The 20701-nt window shown below is 62.5% G+C and carries 17 protein-coding genes; 4 read left to right on the top strand and 13 right to left on the bottom strand.

Going from position 1 to position 20701, the window contains the following annotated elements; genetic code table 11:
* Positions 1 to 234 precede the first annotated feature (234 nt).
* Positions 235 to 3318 (bottom strand): TonB-dependent receptor, encoded by a 3084-nt coding sequence (locus PCJ49_RS12365; RefSeq protein WP_269911167.1) that lies wholly within the window; start codon positions 3316 to 3318, stop codon positions 235 to 237.
* Between the two features lie 574 nt (positions 3319 to 3892).
* Here PCJ49_RS12365 and PCJ49_RS12360 point away from each other — a divergent pair.
* Entirely contained in the window at positions 3893 to 6178 is a 2286-nt protein-coding gene (locus PCJ49_RS12360) for a glycoside hydrolase family 3 protein (protein WP_269911166.1), read from the top strand.
* Between the two features lie 51 nt (positions 6179 to 6229).
* On the opposite strand, the gene PCJ49_RS12355 is transcribed toward PCJ49_RS12360, so the two are convergent.
* Positions 6230 to 6742 (bottom strand): hypothetical protein, encoded by a 513-nt coding sequence (locus PCJ49_RS12355; RefSeq protein WP_269911165.1) that lies wholly within the window; start codon positions 6740 to 6742, stop codon positions 6230 to 6232.
* A 115-nt stretch (positions 6743 to 6857) separates the two neighbouring features.
* On the opposite strand from PCJ49_RS12355, the gene PCJ49_RS12350 reads away from it, so the two are divergent.
* The gene (locus PCJ49_RS12350) at positions 6858 to 7436 is read left to right on the top strand and encodes a hypothetical protein (RefSeq protein WP_269911164.1); all 579 of its coding nucleotides are present in this window, start codon (positions 6858 to 6860) and stop codon (positions 7434 to 7436) included.
* Here PCJ49_RS12350 and PCJ49_RS12345 read toward each other — a convergent pair whose 3' ends face one another.
* From PCJ49_RS12345 to PCJ49_RS12320, 6 genes are all read right to left on the bottom strand, one after another.
* Positions 7437 to 7856 carry a hypothetical protein gene (locus PCJ49_RS12345; RefSeq protein ID WP_269911163.1) on the bottom strand — a complete coding sequence of 140 codons (420 nt, stop codon included), beginning with the start codon at positions 7854 to 7856 and terminating at the stop codon, positions 7437 to 7439.
* 74 nt (positions 7857 to 7930) lie between these two features.
* A complete protein-coding gene (locus tag PCJ49_RS12340) occupies positions 7931 to 9856 on the bottom strand; it encodes a TonB-dependent receptor (protein WP_269911162.1) in 1926 nt (641 codons plus the stop codon).
* Between the two features lie 113 nt (positions 9857 to 9969).
* Positions 9970 to 11346, bottom strand: coding sequence for a cystathionine beta-synthase (locus tag PCJ49_RS12335; protein ID WP_269911161.1), 1377 nt, complete (start codon positions 11344 to 11346; stop codon positions 9970 to 9972).
* Positions 11347 to 11425: 79 nt separating this feature from the next.
* Positions 11426 to 12070: an elongation factor P hydroxylase gene (locus tag PCJ49_RS12330; RefSeq protein ID WP_269911160.1), complete on the bottom strand. Its 645-nt coding sequence runs from the start codon at positions 12068 to 12070 to the stop codon at positions 11426 to 11428.
* Positions 12071 to 12115: 45 nt separating this feature from the next.
* Positions 12116 to 12775, bottom strand: a complete 660-nt coding sequence (locus PCJ49_RS12325; RefSeq protein ID WP_089286237.1) for an aspartyl/asparaginyl beta-hydroxylase domain-containing protein — start codon at positions 12773 to 12775, stop codon at positions 12116 to 12118.
* The gene (locus tag PCJ49_RS12320; RefSeq protein ID WP_269911159.1) at positions 12768 to 13286 is read right to left on the bottom strand and encodes a dihydrofolate reductase; all 519 of its coding nucleotides are present in this window, start codon (positions 13284 to 13286) and stop codon (positions 12768 to 12770) included. The genes PCJ49_RS12325 and PCJ49_RS12320 overlap by 8 nt, the downstream gene beginning before the upstream one ends.
* 117 nt (positions 13287 to 13403) lie before the next feature.
* On the opposite strand from PCJ49_RS12320, the gene thyA reads away from it, so the two are divergent.
* Positions 13404 to 14300, top strand: coding sequence for a thymidylate synthase (gene thyA / locus PCJ49_RS12315; protein WP_269911158.1), 897 nt, complete (start codon positions 13404 to 13406; stop codon positions 14298 to 14300).
* 21 nt (positions 14301 to 14321) lie between these two features.
* Here the strand turns inward: thyA and PCJ49_RS12310 are convergent, their stop codons facing one another.
* The 5 genes from PCJ49_RS12310 to trpA are packed head-to-tail and all read right to left on the bottom strand — an operon-like array spanning position 14322 to position 18432.
* Positions 14322 to 15650, bottom strand: coding sequence for a folylpolyglutamate synthase/dihydrofolate synthase family protein (locus PCJ49_RS12310; protein WP_269911157.1), 1329 nt, complete (start codon positions 15648 to 15650; stop codon positions 14322 to 14324).
* Positions 15647 to 16594, bottom strand: coding sequence for an acetyl-CoA carboxylase, carboxyltransferase subunit beta (accD, locus tag PCJ49_RS12305; RefSeq protein WP_089287495.1), 948 nt, complete (start codon positions 16592 to 16594; stop codon positions 15647 to 15649). Before accD ends, PCJ49_RS12310 begins: the two co-directional genes overlap by 4 nt.
* Positions 16591 to 17046: a hypothetical protein gene (locus tag PCJ49_RS12300; RefSeq protein WP_269911156.1), complete on the bottom strand. Its 456-nt coding sequence runs from the start codon at positions 17044 to 17046 to the stop codon at positions 16591 to 16593. The genes accD and PCJ49_RS12300 overlap by 4 nt, the downstream gene beginning before the upstream one ends.
* Positions 17043 to 17549, bottom strand: a complete 507-nt coding sequence (locus PCJ49_RS12295) for a hypothetical protein (RefSeq protein ID WP_269911155.1) — start codon at positions 17547 to 17549, stop codon at positions 17043 to 17045. The genes PCJ49_RS12300 and PCJ49_RS12295 overlap by 4 nt, the downstream gene beginning before the upstream one ends.
* Positions 17550 to 17574: 25 nt before the next feature.
* Positions 17575 to 18432 (bottom strand): tryptophan synthase subunit alpha, encoded by an 858-nt coding sequence (gene trpA / locus PCJ49_RS12290; protein WP_269911183.1) that lies wholly within the window; start codon positions 18430 to 18432, stop codon positions 17575 to 17577.
* 183 nt (positions 18433 to 18615) lie between these two features.
* Between trpA and PCJ49_RS24770 the strand changes: the two genes are divergently transcribed.
* Entirely contained in the window at positions 18616 to 20682 is a 2067-nt protein-coding gene (locus PCJ49_RS24770) for an HWE histidine kinase domain-containing protein (protein WP_269911154.1), read from the top strand.
* Positions 20683 to 20701: the final 19 nt, after the last annotated feature.

Raw genomic sequence — 20701 nt, 5'->3', positions numbered from 1 at the left:
CCTTAATGTTTGCATGAGAAATTACTATTTATTATCAATTAATTACGCTCTTCACTCCGTCACCCCGGCGAAGGCCGGGGTCCAGGGGCCACAGGCGCTTTTCTCTACGATACTGGACCCCGGCCTTCGCCGGGGTGACGGTGATGCAGAAAAACTCGCCAGACCGACACTTCATCAACAGAACAACGCCCCCCGACCCGTCAAGGTCGGGGGGCGCCGGTGGTGCTTACCCAATCACCACTTGAAGCGAACACCCAGCGTGTAGCGGGGCTCATACTCGTTCTGCCAGGCATATTGGGTGATGCCTTTGGCGAACTCCACCACGTAATCCTCCCGCTCGCCCAGGACATTGGACCCGTTGGCATAGACGGTGATGTTTTCGTTGATGGCGTAGCTGACGTTCATATCAACATATTGCGAGGCTTGCTGATAGACCGGGAACTGACCATCGAAGACATTCTGCAACCGCTTGCTGCGGTAATTATAGGCGATACGGGCCTGCAGATTATCATCCTGATACCAGGCAACGACATTGACCTGATGCTTCGAATTGTCGTCGAACGGTGCCGTGATGTCTTTCCCGTCCGGCGTTTTCTTGGACAGGGTCTGTTCGCTGGGCGAGTAGGTGTAGTTCGTATCCAGACCGAAATTGGAGAAGAAGCTACCCTCGTCCAGGAAATCCTTGAAGGAGAGCTTAGCCCCCACTTCGATCCCTTCCACCTTGCCGCCTTCGCCCTGCTGCGGGCGGGTGACGGGCACGGTATTGCGGATCACCCCATCCTGGTCGGGATAGCGCCCGTCATTGGTGGTGCGGGTGACAACATAGCTGTCGATATTCAGGCGGAAGGCCGACAGGTTCAGCATACTGGCCCGGCCGATATAATATTCCACCGCCGCATCCCAATTGTTCGACCGCCAGGGATCAAGCTCGGGATTGCCCGCCGATTCAGCACTGGTGACAACACGAATGCCCAGCTTCGGATCATCGGCCGTGTTGATCTTCAGCGCCCCGCCATAGCGCAGCAGGTCCAGCGGCTGCATGGTCTTGGAATAGCTGAAGCGCAGACGCAGATTATCATCGACATCATAGGCGGCGTTCACCGCCGGCAGATAATCGTAATAGCTGCGGCGGCTGGTGACATCGCCGACATCATTATTGGTGTCGCCATAATTCTTGGTCTCACCGGTAATGTTCTGGCGCACCTGCAATTCCGTGCGGATGATCTTCAGGCCGGCGGTACCGGACAGCGGGCCATAGGCGAAGTGGGTGTTAACGTAGCCGCTATCCTCCCACATATCGACATCATAGGACTGGCCGGGCACGATCACCCGATCAGCACCGCCGAACACCTTCTTGTGGAAAGCCTCCGGATCGTCGAAATCACGCGGATCGATGGCCCAGAAACCGGGAATGCCAGAGGTGATGGAGCCCATGTCCTTCACCCAGATGACATTATTATAGGTATCCAGCCGCGTCGGCGCATTGACCGTATAGCCCTGGAAGACCAGCTTGCCTGTCACCGGATCGGGCACAAACTCACCCGCTTGGCACTGGTTCTGGTTCATCACCACGTCGATGGCCTTCCACTGGGCCGAACAACCGCTGGTGTTGGGCTGGCCCGCCATATTGACGCCCTGGCCCTTGTAGAAATTGGAGAAGAGGTGGAACTGCTCGATGGTGACGGAGCGGTCGCTGCGGCGGATGCCGACATCCACCTTGTTGAGGAAGCCCAGGAACGGTTCCTCAAAATCATAATGGCCATCGGCGCGATAGACCGACAGGTCGCTGGACGCCTCGTTATTGCCTTCAGAGGAGAAGGCGCCGATGGCGTAGCTGTCCTTGTTGGCCATATAGTCGGTCAGGGTCTTGCCAGCCCCCAAGCCGCCGGAAATCTGCTTGTCAAAGCCGGTCCATACCGGATGGCCACCGGAAATATTGTAATGAAGCTGCGGGTTCTGGCCATAACCCAGCGGGTTGGGGTCGACATAGCGGCCGCCCAGGCTGCCAACGATATTATTGGTGTAGCGCGAGGCAGGGAAGCGGGACGCAATTTCCTTCGGATAGAAGGTGCCGCGCGTGCGGTCATTGGCATCGCGGAACAGGTTGAAACGGCCATCGGCATAGCGCCAGTTGGACAGGTCACCCTGCGCCTGTCCATTCATGGACAGACGGTCGGCATCCGCGCGCATGGCGCGGAATTCAAACTTGAACGGCCCGCCATTATCGTAATTCAGTTCGGCGTTGTAATTCTTCGATTCAGACGTGTTCACGCGGTTGACGGAGAAGGAATTCACCCACCAGGCATCAATATCATATTCCTTCACCGCCACCCATTTGCCCACGCCAACGGGCGTGCTGACGGTCGGCTTGGTCCAGATGCCATAGGCATCGCCGGACCAGCGGTTGGAGATATTGAGACCGGCCGAGCGATTATACTCGTCCATCTTGGTGTAGAACGCCTCGGCGATGAAGGTGAAGCCTTCACCCAGATCCGCCTCAAACGCGCCGGAAACGGCCAGACGCTTGCGCTCCGCCTCCCGGTGGAAGCTTTCAAACCCGTGCGGGGAGATGAAATCGGTCGGGGCCTTGCCGCCCCAGTCATTATTGCCGGACAGGCCACCGGCAACACCGGAATAGTTGTTGCCCAGATTGGCCTTGCTGCCGGCGGCAGAGACCAGGGCGCCGATGCGATCCCCACGCCAGGAAACCAGGCCATTGGCCAGATAATCCTTGCCCTTGGTATCCGTGCCGCGCTGGCCTTCCAACGCACCGGTCAGCGAGATACCTTCCGGCATGTCCGACGGGCGGCGGGTGCGCAGGTCGATGGTGCCGGAAATGCCCGACAGGGCATTGCGCGTGTCGGTGGACTTATAGACCACCACGGCATTCATCAACTGGGCCGGCACATCGCTCAGGTTCGGCTTGGCCTCCCCCAGATTGCCGGCGGACAGATATTGTTCGCCATTCAGCATGGTGATGACCTGCGGCAGGCCGCGCACATTCACCGTGCTGCCTTCGCCCGCTTCACGCCGGATCTGAATGCCGGGGACGCGTTGCAGCGCGTCGGCAATGGTCACGTCGGGCAGCTTGCCGATATCTTCGGCGCTGATCGCATCAACAATGGATGTCTCGCTGCGCTTCATGTCCACCGAGCGCTGCTGCGACGCGCGCACGCCGGTGACAATGATCTCGTCCAGAACTTCCTGCTGCGCGTCGGCCTGCTGGGCCATGGCAGTACCGCCCAGCGCCAGCGGGGAAACACCCGCCAGCAGGGCCATGGCCGCGGTGCGGCCCAGCAATGAATATCCGCCCCTCATCAATCCCTCCCATCATCCTCGGTTTGCTGGCGGCTATGACAGGCACCGAACGCGCAGGAAGGGGACGACGCCCGGGCATCCCCAGCCCATGGCATCTTGAAACGAATCCCTGTTGATCCTTGAGATCAGCCTTTTCCCACCCAGAACGGCGCGCTTGTTCAACCGCACGCTTTACGCTTTGTGGGGCTGAGATTACGGCGCGCCCATCCAGTGTCAAGGGCTTTATGTCATCGTTGTCATAGTCGCGTGCAGGATGTGGGATTTTGCCAACAGGTATAACCCGACCTGGAAGCGCACCCATCGCGGTGATATGTACATATTTCGCCTTTGCAGCATGATTTTGCGCCGCAAACACGATGCAGGTTCGACGAGGCCCTGTCATACCCGGGTCTGCAAAGATGTCATGGACAAAAAATCAGACAACGTTGTCTGATGTGCCTGACAGCGGCCAGACAAGATGGTAAGGTCGCCCCAACCCTGATAAGGGGGTCTGAACAACAGGCAAAGCAAAGCCGGGAGGAAACGGGGCCTGCCCCGCCGGCATGGATCGACGACAGGACGAAAGAGGGTGGCAATGCGTAATATCGGGCTGAACAAGATCGTCCCGCCGCTGTTGCTGGCGGCTTTGTTGGGGGGCACGGCCATGGTGGCCATGGCGCAGGGACCGGCACCCGCTCCCGCCGCGTCCACAGGCACGGCATCGGGGCAGGCCCAGCCCTGGCTGAACCCGGCGCTGGCGGCTGATGAGCGCGCCGCCCTGGCGCTCGCCGCCATGACCCTGGACGAAAAGAAGCTCCTGGTCTTCGGTCATTTCGGTTCAGCCCTGAAATACAAGAATTATCTGCCGCCCAAGGATGTGCGCATGGGATCAGCCGGCTATGTCGCCGGCATCCCCCGGCTGGGCATTCCGGCGCAATGGCAGACCGATGCCGGCGTTGGTGTGGCCACGCAGCGCGAATCGCTGGCCCCATATCTGGAACGCACCTCCCTGCCGGCCGGCATCGCCACCACCGCCACCTGGAATCCCCAGCTTGCCGAACAGGGCGGGACGATGATCGGGCGGGAAGCGCGGGCGTCTGGCTTCAATGTCATGCTGGCCGGCGGCATCAATCTGGTGCGGGAACCGCGCAATGGCCGCAATTTCGAATATGGCGGGGAAGATCCCTGGCTGGCGGCCACCATGGTGGCCGCCCAGATCAAGGGCATCCAGTCCAACCAGATCATCTCCACCATCAAGCATTTCGCCCTGAACGCGCAGGAGACGGGGCGCTTTGTGCTGGATGCCCGCATCGCCGAGGATCAGGCCCGCATGTCGGACCTGCTGGCGTTTGAGATCGCCATCGAGAAGAGCCAGCCCCATTCGGTGATGTGCGCCTATAACCGCTATAATGGCCCCTATGCCTGCGAGAGCGATTTCCTGCTCAATCAGGTGCTGAAGAAGGACTGGGCCTATCCAGGCTATGTCATGTCCGACTGGGGCGCGGTACACAGCACGGCTCCGGCCGCCAATGCCGGGCTGGACCAGGAATCGGGTTATGTCTTCGACAAGAAGCCCTATTTCGGGCCGGAACTGCTAGGCAAGGCGCTGAAGGAGGGCAGCATCCCGCAGGCGCGGCTGGATGATATGGTCCGGCGTATCCTGCGCGCCCTGTTCGCCTCCGGCGTGGTGGATAATCCGGTTTCCATCCAGCCCATCGATTACGGCGCCCATGCGCTGGTGACCCAGGCCGATGCCGAAGAAGGCATCGTGCTGTTGAAGAATGATGCCAACCTGCTGCCGCTGGCCGCCAGCGCCAAGCGCATTGCCGTGATCGGCGGCCATGCCGACAAGGGTGTGCTGTCGGGTGGCGGCTCCTCCACCGTGTTCGCCCGTGGCGGCAACCCGGTGCCGGGTCTGGGGCCGAAGGATTTCCCCGGCCCCATCGTCTATCATCCCAGCGCCCCGCTGGAGGCGATCCGCCGCCGCAGCGGCGATGTGCGATTCGATCCGGGCACCGATGTGGCGGCAGCGGCCAAGCTGGCGGCCGATAGCGATCTGGTGATCCTGTTCGCCAATCAATGGACGGGGGAGGCGCTGGATTTCCCGTTGACCCTGCCAGATGGGCAAGATGCCCTGATCGCCGCCGTGGCCAAGGCCAACCCCAAGATTGTGGTGGTGCTGCAAAGCGGCGGCCCGGTGCTGATGCCCTGGCTGGCCCAAGTGCCGGCGGTGCTGGAGGCCTGGTATCCCGGCACGCGCGGGGGTGAGGCGATTGCCCGCGTACTTTATGGGGAGGTGGATGCCACGGGCCGTCTGCCCGTCACCTTCCCGCAATCGCTTGACCAGTTGCCCCGCCCGGTGCTGGATGGCACGGACAAGAAGCCCGATGTCTCCTTCCCCGTCACCTATTCGGAAGGGGCGGCGGTCGGCTATAAATGGTTCGATCTGAAGGGGCACAAGCCGCTATTCGCCTTCGGCCATGGGCTTTCCTATACCAGCTTCACCTATGAGGGGCTGGCGGCGGAAATGACGGCGGACGGGCTGAAGCTGCGCGCCCGCGTCACCAACAAGGGTTCGCGCTTCGGCAGCGCCGTGCCACAATTCTATATCGGCCCTGCGCCGGGTGTGACCGCCGGCTGGGAAGCACCGCGCCGGCTGGTCGGGTTTGACAAGCTGGCCCTGGCACCGGGCGAATCACGTCAGGTGGAGGTCACTGTCGATCCCCGCCTGCTGGCAATCTATGACGGTGCGGCCAAGGGCTGGAAGATCAGCGGCGGCACCTATCAGGTGCAGCTTGCCCGCTCTGCCGTTGATTTTGTGCAACAGGCAGACGTGACCCTGCCGGCCCGGCAATGGTCGGCCGCCAAGGGCGCCAAGTAAGGATAGGGGGCGCCGCCCGGCACCGGCGCCCCTTGATCATCCGTGCAAATGTCAGCGTGCCGGCTTCTTTTGCCCGAACACGTCGCTGCAGACCCGTTCTGCATAACGGGCTGTCAATTTTTGTTGTGCATCGGACATGCTGGCAACGGCAATTAGCCCACCACCGCCGGTACGCTCTGTTAAATAGTACTCTCCCAGTTCATTGCCAGCCAAATCATGCAGCGAAAGCTTACCGGTCAATTCAGAATGATCACCGACCAGCACGGTCATTGCCCCATTTTGCTCTTTATAGTTATCCACCCTCACACGGACGAGAACAGGCACATTTCCCTTCATGCATCCAGGGAGGATTTCCTTCAATTTTTGTTCCAGAACTGACTTCAATTCTAAAGGTGCCGTTGGCTGCGACAACTCCACCTCTATTTTATTTAGGGACAAGCTGGATAGCTTTGCTTGATCGGCACCATTCAGTGTTTTGACAGAGTTTGTCTGACATCCCGCCGTCAGGAGCATTACCACCCCGGCTACCATCCATAAGCCATACGTACCATTTAGATACTTCATTCACCCCCCCGCTATCTCGTTAGATGGAAATTATGAGAGTTAATCCCACTGGTGAAGCAGCTGAATATATGAGATAGATTTTTATAAAGTTTCAACCACAAAAAAGGAATCTGAAATGGAAAATTTCAATAAAATTATCGCATTAATGGCAATTTTACTATTGGCAACGGGATGCCAAATCCCAGTTCATAATCAAAATCCATCCAACGAGATACCAAATTTTTCCGTACATGAAAAAATTCCAGGAAAGTATCAAATATCTATCATTGGAGCAGAGAAGCTATCCATTGATTATATGCTTGAATACCCAATTAAAGCCATACTGAAGCTTGACCAAAAAAATGTATTTACGGAAGATGCGCTTAATGCATTTCGCCAACGATATACCGATGTCATTCTCTTCGAAAAAAATGGAGATGAGGGACGTATCCCATTAACTCTGGAGGTAAAACAAGCACGAATATTTGCTACGTGTGGCTCAATTTCCTTATTCAAGGGAACCTGCACGGCCGAGGGCAAAGTAACGCTTGCTCTGACGATGCCCGGCAACAGCACCCCCGTGACGGCCATTGGGGAAGAGGTTATCACCTCCCCACCCAACAGCGATATTCTGGAGCCTTTACATGATGTGGGACCAAAGGCATTACGACGCGCGCAAGCCAAGGCCCTTGCGAAGTTAATCAGCCCCCCCTGATCAGTCCGGCAGCAGCACCGGCGACATCTGCAGCCCGATGGGGGAGAAAAGCCGGGCGTGGGCGTCGGAACAAACAAGGTGCAGGCGCAGATCAAACGCCTTGGCCAGCTTGGACAGATAATATTTTTCCAGATCATGAATGATCTGATCACTGACATGCACGGCGAACAGTACCGTATCGCCGTGCACGGTCAGGTTATAGGAACGCAACGCATTGTTCATGGCATGGTTGGAGAGAATGATCTCCGTATTCTTGCCGACAATGCCGGGCAGTTCGGCACAGGTCCGCACGGTGCCCAGCAATTCATAGGCGCAGCGCCATTCCCGCCCACCCTCCGACCAGAGCGTATCGAAGCGCTTCACCTTGGCGCCAGCGATCTCCACATGGGCATGGTCCAAATCGGCGGGGATATCGATCATCTGGCGGCTCCGACATGCTGAGGCAACAATTACCCCAGCATATGACGGATCGACAGCCGATGCTTTGATGAAGATCAGAAGCGGGTGCTGAGCGCGACGCGCCAAGCCCGGCGATCGATGGCGCTATATTCCCCATCATCCACCACATCCCAGCCATCCGCGTTGAACAGGTTCAACAATTGGGCACGCAGGGTGGCATCCTGGCCGAACAGAGCCAGTTCCTGCCGCAGCCCCAGATCAACCACCGTGACGGCCGGCGCATTGGCCAGATTGTCCCGCCGGGCGGTGGTGGCGCTGCGATGATCAATGACCAGATCAAGCGAGCCGCCTTCCCATCCCGGCGGCGCATAATCCAGGCTGGCCTGCCAATGGAGGCGGCGTTGCCCCACCGGGCGGCGACCGATCAGCCCTTCCCTCACCTCCGGCCCCGTCACCACCGGGTCCAGCAGCACCGCCCCCAGCACCAGCGACAGGCCCGGCAAAGGCTGGCCGGTCACGGAGGCTTCAAGCCCCCGGTGACGCACCTGCCCCAGGAAGCCATAACGATCATTGCCATCCAGACCGGCATAGGGGCGGCGGACATCGAACAGCGAACTGGTCAGGTTCAACGGCCCCAATGGCAGCTTCACCCCCAATTCGCGCTGGGTGGTCAGTACCGCCGGCAGCAGGCTGTTGCGGTTGATCGCCGTGACCGGCGGCGAGCCCGCCTCCTCCAGTCCCCTGGCATAGCTGGCATAGGCGGTGATATCGCCATCAAAGCGCCACGCCACCAGCGCGTTGTACAGCCAGGGGTCGGAGCCGCCGCGCGCCGGGGCAGCGGCGCCGGTGCGGGACTGTTTGCGATAGCGCGCCTTCTGCACGCCGACACTCGTATCCAGCCGCCCGGCCCATTCCAGCCGCCAGTTGACCCCCCCCGCCCATTGCCGCACCTGATCGTGGGATTGCGGCTGGTCGAACAGCAGCGCGGGCCTGGGCACGTCCCGCACCTCGTCCACCCGCCAGGGGCCCAGCGGGATCTCCACCTCCCCACCCGATCGTTCGCGGCTGGACAGGCCGCGCAGGCTGGCGGTCAGGGTCTGACGGGCGGTCTGGCCAGACCAGCCATAGGAAAGCTGGCTTTCCCCCGACCAGACGGAACTCTGCGTCGGCGGAAACATCAGCACAAACATTTCACCCTGCCCGGTGGCATCCAGGCCATTCAGCAGGGTGAAGGCATCCTTCCCCGCCTTATGCTGGGAATGGAACAGGCCGCCGCGCAACGCCAGCCCATCGGCCAGACCGGCATCGACAATCAGCCCCAGGTTACGGTTGTCAAAGGCGTAATCGGCCCAGCGCTGACCGATGAAACGCGAACGCCGGGTGCTAGGCGGCAGCATCCCGTCCAGCGGCAGCAGCGTGGGCGTCACATCCTCATCCCGGCCCCATTCCATATCCAGCAGGCCGGTGATGGTCAGCCGGTCGGTCGGGCGCCAGCGCGGGATGAAGGCCGCCGTGACATAGCGGGCATCATTGCCGGCCTGGCCATTATCATCCGGGTACAGGCCCAGCCCGCTGGCCAAGGTCCAGACACCGTCAGCGCTGGCCAGATCGCCATCCAATTCCAGATAGGGGGATAGGTAAGGATCAATGGCAAGCGTGGCGTGCAAGCCATTGGCCTGTCCCGGATCGCGCAGGGCCAGATCGGCAACGCCCGAAGGGGCCGGGAAAAGCTGGCCGACATTGCCCAGCCCCACGCGGATGCTGGTGCTGTCCACCGCCCGATCGGTCAATGCACCGGCCGGGCGGAAGAACAACCCCTCCAGCCGGATATTGCCCGCCACCTTCGGGCTGAAACCGCGCACCGCCGATTGCGAATAAAGCCCGATGGATTCGGTGCCCACCCGCAGGCCGAAGGCATCCGCCGCCTGCCGGACGACATTGCCCGCCGGCTCAGCGGCCAGGACAGGGGCACCCGCCAGGGTCAACAAGAACAGGGCGGCGGATCGAAAGGGGCGGCGCATGGCGGGCTTCTTCATTGATTGTTTGCGCCGACAAACTACCCAACACCCAACACATCCGCAATCGGATATATTGCGTACATCAAGATATTTTTCAAGAAGCCCGCCGCCCCTCCCTACTTCATCTGTCGGCGCAGATGGTTCAGCATGTCCACCCGCGTCAACAGACCCAGGAACCGGTCACCATCCATGATGATAGCCACCAGATTGCGGTCGAACAGCCGGGTCAGCTCGGCCATCGGCGCGGTGACGGGCAGTGTTTCCAGCCGGTTGACCATGGCCGTGTAAACCTTGTCACGGAAGCGGGCCGGGTCTTTCTCCACATGCAGCAGCAGGTCGCTTTCATCCAGAATGCCGATGACGCGCGCCCCCTCCATCACCGGTAACTGCGAGACGTCGCTGATCCGCATCCGCTTATAGGCCGTCAGCAGCGTGTCTTCCGGCCCCACCGTCACCACCTGACCCTTGTCATAGCGGCGGGTCATCAGGTCGCGCAGGTCATTATGGCGGTCGCGCGGGGTGAAGCCCTGGTCTTCCATCCAGGCATCGTTGAACATCTTGGACAGGTACTTGTTGCCCGTGTCGCAGACAAAGGTGATGACGCGCTTCCTCTCCGTCTGATCCCGGCAATATTTCAGCGCGGCGGCCAGCAGGGTACCGCTGGAGGAACCGGCGAGGATGCCTTCCTTGCGCAGCAGGTCGCGCGCGGCATTCAGGCTTTCCGTGTCGGTGACGGTATAGGCGGCCCGGGCGTGCTGCAGGTCGCAATTGGGGGGGACGAAATCCTCCCCCACCCCTTCCACCACCCAGCTTCCGGGCTCCCCATGTGTCCCCTTGTTCACCAGATCGGCAATGATGGAGCCGGCGGGATCGGCGATCACCATCTGCGTCTTGGGGCTGGCCGCGGCGAAGAAGCGGCCCAGCCCGGTGAAGGTGCCGCCGGAACCGACCCCCACCACCACGGCATCAATGTCGCCGCCCATCTGCTGCAACATTTCCGGCCCCGTCCAATCGGCATGGGCCTGGGGGTTGGCCGGGTTAGCAAACTGGTTGACATAGAAGGCACCGGGGATTTCGCCGGCCAACCGTTCGGCAATATCCTGATAATAGGCCGGGTGGCCCTTGCCCACATCCGACCGGGTGATGTGGATTTCGGCACCCAAGGCCCGCAGATGGTTGATCTTCTCCACCGCCATCTTGTCCGGGATCACCAGAATGAGGCGATATCCCTTGGCGGCGCAGACCAACGCCAGCCCCAGGCCGGTATTGCCGGCCGTCGCCTCAATCACCGTGCCGCCGGGCTTCAAGCGCCCGTCAGCCTCTGCCGCCTCAATCATGCGCAGGCCGATCCGGTCCTTGATGGAGCCGCCGGGATTCTGATTTTCCAGCTTCAGATACAGCTCACACGGGCCGGTATCGAAGCGGGTCAGCCGGATGATCGGCGTATTGCCGATCATGGACAGGATGGCCGGACCCTTGGTGCTGGCATTCATGCTTGTCCTCCCTGGACGTTCTTTCACATCAGGGAACAACCAAAAAAGCCGGTCGGCAAGGGCCGCTGGAAATGCGCAATCAAGCTGCGGCGCGGGCCGCACCGGTGACAGATTCGGGCGGGAAAGGCCGCCCATCGGCATCAATCAAACCCCGGCGGTGCAGCAATTCCACATGGCTGATGAAATTGTCGGCGCACCCCGCCGCACGCTCCCACCCTTCCAGCCAGTTCTGTTCCAGAAAGGCCAGGATGGCCGGCTGGCGCAACTCCACCTCCCACAGGATGCCCAGCAGGGAGGACAGCGCCTCTTCCTCAATCTGGGTGTCCTTGTCCACGGCGGTGGCGCGGTTGGCCTCCTCCACCCGGCCCGATTCCGGGCCGGCGCCGAGACCGAAATCAATCATGCCGCGCCGCTCCGGCGGGGCCACCAGCCAATGCGCCACCTCATGGATCAGCACATAGGCCTCTGACCGGGTGCGAATGGACTGCCCGTCATAGGAGAAGGCCTCCATCGGCTCCGCATCAATGGTGCCGATGCCGAAATCCTGCGCCAGCTTCACCCCCGCCGCCCGGTGTGCCGGCGTATCCACGCCCAGCGGCACCAAATCCAGCGTCGCGGCGATCCGCTCAAACACCGCCAGGGCCAGACTGTCGGGCGGCAGGTGGGCGCGAAGACTGGCCAGGGCCTGGGGCAGAATATCATCCGGGATGGGGGTCAGTTGCATGATGACAAAGGCTTTAGCGGCAAGGGAACAGTATTGGGCACTATTCTAGCCGCTTCGGGCCGTCAACAGGGCATTGATACCTTCCTGCGCCCGGTATTGCCGCCCAGCGGCATCTGCATAGAGTGCGGGCGGGAACAATGAACGCACCATATCATTGACAGTGACATCCACCGCAATGACCAGCCGATCCTGATTGGATGGGTTTTCGACTTGATGGGGCTGGGAGAAATCCCCCGTCCATAATGTGCCGGCGGGAAAGGCCAGCTTCTCATGCCCGATCCAGGTGAAGGCCTCATCCGGCACCTGCACTGCCAGCAGCAGCCGGGCCAAGGGCAGGTGCAGGGCCTGTTGATCATAATGCCAGCGCAGGAAACCACCCGCCGGCTGGCGGATGATATGGCTGCCCTCCACCTGCAACCCCGGCAAAGACAACACGGCCGTTTCCAGCAGGGGCAGATGATCCAGCGCCGGGCTGCGTTGAAGGGGGGCGTCGCTGCCATAGGCACCGGCTTTCGCCACCAGGGTGATGGCCGTCCAGTCGCCATCCTCGCTGCCATAGCGGTTGCGGGCCTCCGGCGGGGTGGCGGCGATGGCGGCCATGGTCTGGCGGTGCAGTTCGGCTGCATCCAGCCGGATGCTGGAAGCGGCCGCCAGCAGCAGGCCGCTCTCCATTGTCAGCCGTTGCCAGGGCAGCAGCTCAGCCATTGCGTTTGCGCATCTTGTGAAAGCGCATGACGCGGAAGGCTGGGCGGCCCTCCTCCGGGTTCTGGGTGCCCAGTTCCTCGCCCAGATAGCCGGTGCGGTCGAATTCAGGGAAGAACGTGTCACCTTCCGGCGAGGCGGCGATCTCGGTCAGGTAAACCCGGTCGGCGATGGGCAGGAAGGCGGCGTAAATCTGCGCCCCGCCAATCACCATGATTTCCTGACCACCGGCCTCCTCGGCCAATTGTTTGGCTTTGGCGATGGCGCTGTCCATATCATGGGCAACAATGGCACCCTCGGCCTGGAACGCCTCGTCCTTGGTCAGCACGATATGCGGGCGGCCGGGCAGCGGCTTGCCCCCGAAACTGTCCCAGGTCTTGCGGCCCATGATCATCGGCTTGCCCATGGTGACCTGTTTGAAGAAGCGCAGGTCGCTGGGCAGCTTCCAGGGCATCCGGCCCTGATAGCCGATAACCCCATTGCGGGCGACGGCGGCGATCACGGTAATCAACAAGACAGCTTCTCCAAGATGCAGGCGCGAGGGGTGACATTTGCGGTGGATGACATTAACGATGGGCCGCGTTAATGAACAGGTCTTGCTGCATACTGCCGCCAACGGAACCGACCTTCGATGCGCCATCCCGAATATCAGTATCTCGACCTGATGGCCCATATTCTGGAAAAGGGCGACCGCCGGGTGGACCGCACCGGTGTCGGCACCCTGTCCAGCTTCGGCGCAATGTTGCGCTTCGACCTGTCCGACGGCACTGCCCCCATCCTGACCACCAAGCGGGTCTATTGGAAGATGGCGGTGAAGGAGATGCTGTGGTTCCTGACCGGCGGCACCAATATCCAGCCGCTGCTGAAGGACAAGGTGACGATCTGGACCGACTGGCCGCTGAAGACCTATCGGCAAGCCACGGGGGAGAACATCGCCCAGGCCGATTTCGAACGCCGCATTGTCGAAGACGATGATTTCGCCGCCCGCTGGGGGGAGTTGGGCCCCGTCTATGGCAAGCAATGGCGGCGCTGGCTGGGGCCGGATGGACGCGAACATGACCAGATTGCCGCCCTGATCCACGGGCTGAAACACACCCCCGCCAGCCGCCGCCTGCTGTTCCATGCCTGGAACGTGCCGGATGTGCCGGATATGGCCCTGCCGCCCTGCCACATGGTCTATCAGTATCATGTGACGACGGACGGCAAGCTGAACAGCCTGATGTTCCAGCGATCGTGCGATCTGCTGCTGGGGGCACCCTTCAATTTCACCGGGGCGGTGGCCCTGCAATTGATGCTGGCCCAGCAGGCGGGGCTGACGCCGGGTGAGTTCGTCTGGATGGGCGGGGATGTGCATCTCTACCTGAACCATCTGGATCAGGCGCGCGAGCAGCTCAGCCGCCCCCCCCGCCCCTTCCCCCGCCTGTCGCTGGCGCGCAAGGCGGACAGCATCGATGGCTATCGGATCGATGATTTCGTGCTGGAAGGCTATGACCCACACCCGCCGATCAAGGCGGATGTGGCGGTGTGATCCGGGCGGCCGACAGCCGCCCTACCCGTTCTGCGCCAGCACCGTTCCGGCCAGGTAAAGCGAGCCGCAGATCAGCAGCCGGGCCGGTGGTTCCCCTGCCCCCAGGGCCGCCAACTCGGCCACAGCCTGGGCCACATCCGGGCTGGCCGCCGCCTCTATCCCTGCCTGTCGGGCCAGGGTGGCGGCATCCTCGGCCGTTACGCTGGCAGCCTCCCCCGGAATGGCCACGGCGCGCAGGCGGCGCACGTAAGGGGCCAGCGGGGCCAGGAAATCCAGCGGGCGTTTACTGCCCAACATGCCGAAAATCAGGTCCAACCTGCGGCCATCGGCCGTCCAGGCGGCCAGATGGCGGGCCAGCACCTGCCCGGCACTGTCATTATGGCCGCCATCCAGATGCAGCTCCCACCCCGCCGGCAGCAGCTCCACCAGCGGCCCCCGGCGCAGGCGTTGCAGCCGCGCCGGCCATTCCACCGCCGCCAGCCCCTGGCGGATGGCCGCCGCGGGAACGGCAAAGGGCAGATGGCGGGTGGCGGCAATGGCGGTGCCGGCATTGTCGATCTGATGCGCACCGGGCAGCGCCGGCAAGGGCAGGTCCAGCGTGCCCTGGGCATCGCTGTAGCGCCAGCCGCTGTCGCCCAGCGGTTCCGCCCGCCAGTCCCGCCCGGCCAGGGCCAGGGGGGCACCAGCCTGATCCGCCATAGCCTGGAAAACACCCGTCACCGCCGGATCGACCTGCGGCCCCGCCACCGCCGGACAGCCGGCTTTGATGATGCCAGCCTTCTCCGCCGCGATGGCCTCAATCGTCTCCCCCAGGAACTGCATATGGTCCATGGAGATGCGGGTCAGCACAGAGACTGCCGGCGTCTGGATGACATTGGTGGCGTCCAGCCGGCCGCCCAGCCCGACCTCCAGCAGCAGCAGGTCCGCCAGTTCCTCGGCAAAGGCCAGGAAGGCGGCGGCGGTGGTGATCTCAAAAAAAGTGATCGGGTCGCCGCCATTGACCTGCTCGATCCGCTCCAGCAGGTCGGCCAGCCGGTCATCGGCAATGAAATGGCCGGCCAGCCGGATACGCTCGTGAAAATGCACCAGATGCGGGGAGGTATAGACATGCACCCGCTTGCCCGCCGCCTCTGCCATGGCGCGCAGGAAGGCGACGGTGCTGCCCTTGCCGTTGGTGCCGGCCACATGCACGATGGGCGGCAGCCGGCGCTCCGGGTTGCCCAGCTTGGCCAGCAGCCCCTCAATCCGGCCCAGCGACAGGTCGATCACCTTGGGGTGCAGGAGACGCATCCGCTCCAGCACCGCCTCCAGCCGGGGGGAGCCCGGCACGATGGGGGCGGCCTTGATCATCGCGCGCCGGCACCACCCTTGATGCTGACCGGCTTGCGGGACGGCCCGCCGCGATCCGGCCCGTCGCCGCGCGGCATCCGCACAATCTCCGCCCCCGGCCCCGGCCGGCGCAGCAGATCGATGACGCGGGCCAGGGTTTCCCGCAGCTCCTTGCGATGCACCACCATATCGACCATGCCATGGTCCAGTAGATATTCGGAGCGCTGGAACCCTTCCGGCAGCGTCTCGCGGATGGTGCTTTCAATGACGCGGGCGCCGGCGAAACCGATCTGGGCACCCGGCTCCGCCATATGGATGTCGCCCAGCATGGCAAAGCTGGCCGTCACCCCGCCGGTGGTGGGGTCGGTCAGCACCACGATATAGGGCAGGCCGGCTTCCTTCACCATTTCCACGGCGATGATGGTGCGCGGCATCTGCATCAGCGACAGGATGGCTTCCTGCATCCGCGCGCCACCCGATGCCGGAATGGCGATCAGCGGCACCTGCTGCAGCACGGCCAGCTTGGCGGCGGCCAGCAGCCCCTCACCCACCGCCATGCCCATGGAACCGCCCATGAAATTAAAGTCGAACACGGCGGCCACGGCACCCTGGCCGTCGATCTTGCCATGGGCGACGACGATGGCGTCCTGCCGGTTGGTCTTGGACTGGGCTTCCTTCAGCCGGTCGGTATAGCGCTTCTGGTCGCGGAATTTCAGCGGATCGACCAGCACCTTGGGCAGTTCAATCGTCTGATAGCCCGGATCGAACAGCATCTTCAGCCGGCGGGCCGGGTCCAGCCGCATATGGTGGCCGCAATGCTGGCAGACATGCAGGTTCTCTTCCAGATCACGATGGAAGATCATCGCGCCGCAGGAGGGGCACTTGTGCCAAAGATTGTCCGGAACCTCCTTCTTCGCGACGAGGGCCTGGATCTTGGGTTTGACGAAGTTGGTCAGCCAGTTCATGGGATACCTTCAAGGCGGGAGAGTATCCCGCTGAGTTTGGCCGCAATCACCTTTACGTTTGGCTTGGTCTCAATGAGACTGCCATGGGCAATGGCGTTGCGATCCTCATATAGCTCTTTCACAGTTGCGTAATCCGGCGACCCCTTGTCCGTCAACAGTGCCAATCGACGGAGGAAGTCCATCTTCCTTACATCAATGACTGACCAGACGCGGCGCTCACGCGAAATGCTGGCTTTGCGACCCGTCTCCGCCTCACTCAGAGCCAGTTGCGTTACCAGATGCTCAAACCGGGCAAACAGCATGAAAAAATAGGCGTTCGCCGTGATTTTCGACAGCAGGTAAAGTTCGTCGAATTTGTCGGCAGCACTCGCCATGCGGACCGCACCCATCTTAGCGCGCATCGCATCGTCAGCGATTTCATAAGCCTCGGCGATATCCTTGAACGGGCTCAACGCAGGCTCTTTATAATGTTCTGGAAAGAGTCTCTCGTGAGCGGTCGCAAGAACTCGCCATGCTGAGTAAAACGCCAGTCCGGCGCGCCGGGTGTGCCAATGTCTACCAGAGTCTCGAAAAACTCCTCCGACTGTAACCAGACCTGACCGCGGGTACCGATAACCCAGCGGGCGTCCGGCCATATCGACAACCAACCATAATCCGGCGCCCTGTTCGCGGCAAATCGCATGGGCGGCGACCCCGCCCTTTCTGCCGGTAGCTTGTCAATCAGTAACATCGGCAAAGAGAAGGGAGTGTTGATGCCGACCATCTGCATTTTCGGCTCAAGCATCTCGGTCTCGGCAATAACGCAATCAATGCCGGGAACCTCTTGCGACCAACTGCTTAGCTGTTTCACCAGGTCGGTGAGCCGATGTCTCCAATCGACAAGATCCGCCTCCACCGCCGCCCGTGTCGGGGGCGGGGGAAGCTGGTTGTAGTCCTCGTCAATTACATAAGCCATGGCACACCTCGCGGGTCCAGGCGTCTCACCTCCGGGCGTCGCGCACACCCTGGGCCAGCGCCTGGACGAATCCTAACACATCAGCCACCAGGGTGGCACCCGGCTTGCCCTCGCCATCCAGGCCGGTTTCGATCTTGCGCACAATGGCGCTGCCCACCACGGCGGCATCGGCCACACGGGCGACGGCAGCAGCGGCCTCCGGTGTGGAGATGCCGAAGCCCACGGCCAGCGGCAGATCGGTATGGCGGCGCAGGCGGGTCACCGCCTCCTCAATCGCCGCACTGCTGGCGCTGCCGGCCCCGGTGATGCCGGTGACGGAGACGTAGTAGACAAAGCCCGACGTATTGGCCAACACGGCCGGCAGACGGGCATCATCGGTGGTGGGCGTGGTCAGGCGGATAAAATTCACGCCGGCCTTCAGGGCCGGTTCGCACAGCTCGCCATCTTCTTCCGGCGGCAGATCGACAACGATCAGCCCATCCACCCCGGCAGCGCGGGCATCGGCCAGGAACGTGTCGACGCCATAGCTGTAGATGGGGTTGTAGTAACCCATCAACACGATCGGCGTTTCATCATCCTGGGCGCGGAAATCGCGCACCATGGCCAGCGTGCGGGTCATGCGGGCGCCGTTGTTCAGCGCGCGCAGGCCGGCGGCCTGGATGGCCGGGCCGTCGGCCATGGGATCGGTGAAGGGCATCCCCAGTTCGATCACATCGGCACCGGCCCCCGGCAGCCCCTTCAGGATGGCGAGGCTGGTGTCGTGATCCGGGTCACCGGCGGTGATGAAGGTGACGAGGCCGGCCCGTCCCTCCTGCTTCAGCCGGGCGAAACGGCGGTTGATGCGGCCGGAATCGGCTTCACGGGCGGGGGCAACAGGGGTCATGGTGCTGGCTTCGGTTGTCACGAAAAGGCGGCGCACCATACCCCCCGCTCCCTTCGGAGACAATCGGCCAATATGCGCGGGCAGGTACCAGGGGTAACATTCTGCATGGAATGATTGCTTGTGCTCCACGCAATCGATAACGTCCTTCAGTTGTTTCGTCGACAGGACTGGTCAACCCGCATCGTGCCGACACAAACCGCCGAGGAGGCCAGCCCGCCCTCCCCCTCTTCCCGCATTCTGGATACGGCCCCGTCGCGGGCGGTGATCTGGCTTGCGGTCTCCGCCTTGCTGATCGCCATGGCCCTGTTCGGCATGGAACTGGTGGTGGGCCGCGACCGGGTGATGGACCGCGCCGCCGCCGATGCGCGGGCCGGGGCGCGGCAGCTGGCCGAACATGCTGCCAAGGTGATCGGCACCCATGCCCTGATTCTGAAGAATGCCGAATGGGTCTTCCAGAACGACGGCTGGGACAAGATGGCGGCGACACCGTCGCTGTATGACTGGCTGCGCCACATGGCGACGGAAGCGCCGGAGGTGCAATCCTATTGGCTGGTGGATGCCAAGGGGGAGGTGCGGATCAATACCCTGCGCTGGCCCAGCCAGTCGCTGAATGTCGCCGACCGGCCCTATTTCAGTTTCCATGTCGATCAGCAGAGCGGCCCTTATATCGGTCCCCGGATGATCGGGCGCATTCATCCGGAAATCTTCTTTCCCATCAGCCAGCGGATCGAGGGGCGCGACGGCTCCTTCCAGGGGGTGGCGCAGGTTTCGCTGCGCCCCGGCTATTTTGAAAGCTTCTATGCCTCCGTCGCCCTGATGCCGGGGACGGAGGTGATGCTGGTGCTGGATGACGGCACCGTGCTGGCGCGTCACCCGGCGACCATGGCGGCGGAGCTGGGACTGCCTATGGTCGCCACCCTGCTGGCACAGGCCGGACAGGCAGAAGCGTCGGGTGCCGTGGGCGACCGGCTGTTTAATGTCGCCTCCCCCTTTGACGGGGTGCGGCGCTATTACGCCGTCGCCGGGGTGGACCGGCTGCCGGTCAAGGTGATCTATGGGCTGTCGCAGGACCATCTGGATGAGGTGTGGCTGCAATCGGCGCTCGGCCATATCGGCTTCGCCCTGGTGGCCACCATGCTGTTATTGCCGCTGGCGGCCATCGCCATGCGGCAGACCAAACAGGCCGAACAGGCCCAGACGGACCTGCGCAAGGCCAACAGCGCCCTGGAAAGCCGGGTGGCAGAGCGTACCGACCACCTGCATTCCGCCCTGACCGATCTGCGCCGCAGCGAGGAACGGTTGAGCCGGCTGGTCGCCACCATCCCGGTGGGGGTGGTGGAATATAATGCCAGCGGCATCATCACCGACATCAATGTGGCGGGTGAGCGCATTTTCGGCATGTCGAAGGAGGAGCTGACCGGCCTCAGCCATGATGCCCCCCTGTGGCAGGCCGCGCTGCCCGACGGGAAGCCCCTGGCCGGGCCGGACCATCCCGTGGCCCGCGCGCTGGCGGGGGAGACGATCAGCGAGATGGAATATACGGTGCGTGACCCGCGCACCGGCGCGCGGCAGGTATTGTCGGTCAATGCCGCCGCCATCCGCGATCCGGGCGGGCAGGTGATCGGCTGCACGGCCACCGTCGTCGATGTCACCGCCCGCTATGAGGCGGAGGACCGTCAGCGCCTGCTGATGCGGGAGGTGGATCACCGGGCCAAGAACGCCCTGGCCGTGGCCCAGGCCGTGGTGCGGTTGAGCAAGGGGGACAGCATTGCCGAATTCACCCGCGCCGTGGAAGGCCGCATCTCCTCCCTGGCGCGCTCCCACAGCCTGCTGGCCCAGGCCTCCTGGTCGGGGGCCGACCTGAAACGGCTGCTGGAGGATGAGCTGAACGGCTTTGTCGAAGGGCCGGGCCGGCTGGTGCTGTCCGGCCCCACCGTTCAGCTGGGGGCCAATCTGGTGCAGTCGCTGGGCCTGACCTTCCATGAGCTGGCCACCAATGCCGCCAAGCATGGCGCCCTGTCGGCCGACGATGGCTATATCAGCGTGCGCTGGTCGGTGCAGCGCCAGGTGCTGAACCTGCATTGGGAAGAACATGGCGGCCCGAAAGTAACCGCCCCGCCCGATCATAAGGGCTTCGGCTCCACCCTGCTGGGCCAGGTGTTGCGCCACCAGCTGGGCGGCAAGATGGAGATGGAATGGGCCGAAACCGGCCTGAAATGCCACCTGACCCTGCCGCTGACGGAGGCATGAAAAAGGGGTGCGGAACCAC

The sequence above is a fragment of the Niveispirillum sp. BGYR6 genome (genome assembly GCF_027568365.1).
Taxonomy (GTDB): Bacteria; Pseudomonadota; Alphaproteobacteria; order Azospirillales; family Azospirillaceae; genus Niveispirillum.
Note: the sequence above shows the minus strand (reverse complement) of the source record. Positions and strands in the feature narration are given on the sequence as shown.